This is a genomic window from Corallococcus sp. 4LFB, from assembly GCF_046520365.1.
In the GTDB taxonomy this organism is placed as follows: Bacteria; Myxococcota; Myxococcia; order Myxococcales; family Myxococcaceae; genus Corallococcus; species Corallococcus caeni.
The window spans coordinates 1-3,010 of record NZ_JBKGHJ010000734.1 but is presented as its reverse complement, the minus strand read 5'-3'; the positions used below and the strand labels follow the sequence as shown (position 1 = coordinate 3,010).

Annotated in this window: 5 protein-coding genes; 3 read left to right on the top strand and 2 right to left on the bottom strand. The window is 72.0% G+C overall.

Features of this window, described 5'->3' with window-relative positions:
* A partial coding sequence (locus ACLEQD_RS40335; protein ID WP_410391256.1) for a hypothetical protein occupies positions 1-268 on the top strand: 268 nt, incomplete at its 5' end.
* A 63-nt stretch (positions 269-331) separates the two neighbouring features.
* Here the strand turns inward: ACLEQD_RS40335 and ACLEQD_RS40330 are convergent.
* Positions 332-682, bottom strand: coding sequence for a hypothetical protein (locus ACLEQD_RS40330; protein ID WP_410391255.1), 351 nt, complete (start codon positions 680-682; stop codon positions 332-334).
* Here ACLEQD_RS40330 and ACLEQD_RS40325 point away from each other — a divergent pair.
* A complete protein-coding gene (locus ACLEQD_RS40325) occupies positions 636-1,034 on the top strand; it encodes a hypothetical protein (protein WP_410391253.1) in 399 nt (132 codons plus the stop codon). The genes ACLEQD_RS40330 and ACLEQD_RS40325 overlap by 47 nt on opposite strands.
* Before the next feature lie 14 nt (positions 1,035-1,048).
* Positions 1,049-1,237 carry a hypothetical protein gene (locus tag ACLEQD_RS40320; RefSeq protein ID WP_199724589.1) on the top strand — a complete coding sequence of 63 codons (189 nt, stop codon included), beginning with the start codon at positions 1,049-1,051 and terminating at the stop codon, positions 1,235-1,237.
* A 91-nt stretch (positions 1,238-1,328) separates the two neighbouring features.
* Here the strand turns inward: ACLEQD_RS40320 and ACLEQD_RS40315 are convergent.
* The coding region (locus tag ACLEQD_RS40315; RefSeq protein WP_410391252.1) for a response regulator at positions 1,329-3,010 on the bottom strand (1,682 nt) is incomplete at its 5' end.

The window sequence follows — 3,010 nt, the reverse complement described above, 5'->3', positions numbered from 1 at the left end:
GACTGGGAGCTCCTGGCGCGCACCCTCGCCAGGGGCACCGCTGGCGCCGTCGCCGTGGACGTCCACCTGGCCCGCCCTGGAGGCTCCCCACTGGCTGCTGCGCGTCCAGGCCTGCCCTGGCGCGGCCCTGACGGCGCGCAACGAGGCCGTGCTCCGGCAGCTCGCGGGACGCCTGGGCGGCACGCTGAGCGTGGCCGTGGAGCCCCGGCTGGACCTCACCCTGGTGCTGCCCGGGGATGACGCCTTTCCCGTACCCGCTCACCGTTAGGGGTATGAGAAAGCAGGAGACGTCGGGATGACGCGCGAAAGGTAGGCGGAGGTCGCAACTCGCCTACTTGTCGATGCGATAAAAGGGAAAGCGGTTTTCCTTCCTGCCCCCGAAGGTCTCCCCCATGAAGCTCAACCGAAGCTCGAGCGTGCGCTCCACGAAGTCCGAGTCGGCGCTGCCCACGACGCCGCAGCCGCCGCGCCGAAACTCCGTGGATTCGAAGCCCCACGCGACGACGTCGTCCGCGACGCCGACGAGGCCCACCCGGACGAACTCGGCGCCGCCGACGGCCAACCGGCCGCCCAGCGACGTGTCCGCCGGCAGCCCGTCGCGCACCCGCCCGCGCAACCCGGAGGGGGCCGCGAGCGTGAACAACACGCAGGCGAGCGGCGCGAAGAAGCCCACGACGAACACGGAGATCCGCGCCTGGTACAAGCAGCAGATCGCCGGCATCCCCGCGAACGACGCGAAGCTCAAGGCGCAGGGCGCGTCGCTGGAGGACCGCGCGAAGGCCGCGCATGCCATCCGCCACGAGGCCCGCGTGGGCGCGCGTGAGTTCATGGGCACGTTCGAATCCGCGATGCTCAAGGCGCGCGACTTCTTCAAGTACGGCCGGCTGGACGGGCCCTCGTTCGACCAGCTCGTCGGTGAGGCCAAGAAGAGCGGCTTGAGCGAGGCGCAGGCGTACGACAAGATCATCAACAGCTCGCAGCGCACCAACCAGGCCGTGGACAACATCTACGCCAAGCCGCAGGCAAAGCTATGACCGCTGATCAACTGATGAAGCAGAAGCTGGAATGGGTGAAGACGTCGGACCCGCTCCACCCGCTGCGCACCAAGGCGGAGGGCAAGGAGCTGCGCCTGCGCATCGGCGACTTCCCCGAGGAGTCCATGTACACGCTGCTCGTCGACGACCAGGAGGTCACCGAGTTCGACGACTGGCCCAAGGCGTGGGTCCGCCCGCGCTGAAGCGCGCTCCCCGGCTGGAACGAAAAGACGCCCTGTCCCTCGCACCTGGCGAAGGACGGGGCGTCGTCGTTTCAAGCCGCCCTGCCCTGCCTCACGCGGAGCCGGGCAAGAGCTGGCGCACGAGCTCCAGGAGCTTGCCGCGCTCCACCTCGCGCTTGACGAGGTAGCCGTCCGCGCCCGCCTCCAGGCCGGCCGCGCGGTCCTCGTTGCTGTCCAGCGACGTGACCAGGATGATGGGCGTGCGCCGGAACATGGGGTGGCCCTTGATCCGCCGCGCCAGCCCCACGCCGTCCAGCCGGGGCATCTGCCAGTCGCTGACCACCAGGTGGCAGTGCACGCGCTCCAGCACCTGCCACGCCTCCTCGCCGTCCGACGCCGTCACCACCGGGTAGCCGGCGATCTCCAGCAGGGACTTCATCGCGAAGCGCGTGGTGAGCGAGTCGTCGCACACCAGGATGCGCGGCATCTTGGATTCGCCCACGGCCGCGCGCGTGTCCGGCTTGGCCGCGCGCAAGAGCTCCGGCGCGTTGAGCACCGGCACCACGCGGCCGTCGTCCAGCACCGCCGCGCCCGCCAGGTGCGTCACTTCCCGCAGGTGCTTGCCCAGCGAGCGGACCACCAGCTCCTGCTGCCCCACCACCTCGTCGATGGCGTACAGCACGCGCTCCTCGCCCAGCGACAGCAGCACCGCCGTCTGGCGCCGGCCCGACTCCAGCGCCAGCGGCATGCGCGGCAGGCCGATGGCCTCCGACAGCGACAGGAACGTGAGCTGCTCGCCGTCCAGCCGCGCCACCACGCGCCCCGCCACCGTGCCCACGTCGTCCGCGTCCAGGCGCAGCACGCGCTTCACGGTGTCGGAGGGAATCGCGGTGACGGTGGTGCCGGTGCGCACCAGCAGGCCCAGCGCCGCCGCCAGCGTCAGCGGCAGGTCCACGATGAAGCGCGTGCCCCTGCCCGGCGTGTACTCCACGTCCGCGCTGCCCTGCAGCCGCTGCGCGGTGGCCAGCACCACGTCCAGACCGACTCCACGCCCCGACGTGGACGTGACCTCCTCGCGCGTGGAGAAGCCCGGCTGGAAGATGAGCCGCGCGGCCTGCACGTCCGACAGCTTGTCCGCCGCCTCCTGGGTCATCAGGCCCCGGCGCACCGCCGTCGCGCGCACGCGCACGGGGTCCAGGCCCGCGCCGTCGTCCTCCACGATGACGCCGATGCGCGTGCCCCGCGCCTCCACCCGCACCACCAGCCGCCCCGTCTCCGCCTTGCCCGCCGCCTTGCGCGCCTCCGGCATCTCCAGCCCGTGGTCGATGGCGTTGCGCACCAGGTGCACCAGCGGATCCTTCAGCGCGTCCACGATGCGCCGGTCCAGCCGCACGTCGGTGCCGCCCAGCTCCAGCGCCACCTCCTTGCCCAGCCGGGAGGCCGTCTCGCGCACCGTGCGCCGCAGGGGCTCCAGCACCTGCGAGGCCGGCACCATGCGCAGGTCGCGCAGGTCGTCGCGGATGACCTGGGCCACCAGCGACTGCTGCTCGCCGTCGCGGTGCGCCTCCTTCGCCTGCTCCAGCAGGCGCTTCTGCATCGTGCGCATCAGGCTCACGCCCGTGCGCAGCGGCTCCAGCGCGGGCCCGCCGCCGGCCATGGCCAGCTGCGACGCGGCGCGCTCCAGGTGCAGCAGCACTTCGTGCGCCTGGTCCGTCAGCGTGCGGAAGCCGTCCGAGCGCCGGCCCTGCTGCGACCGCCCGGACACCAGGTGCTCCACCTGGAGCGCCAGCCGAG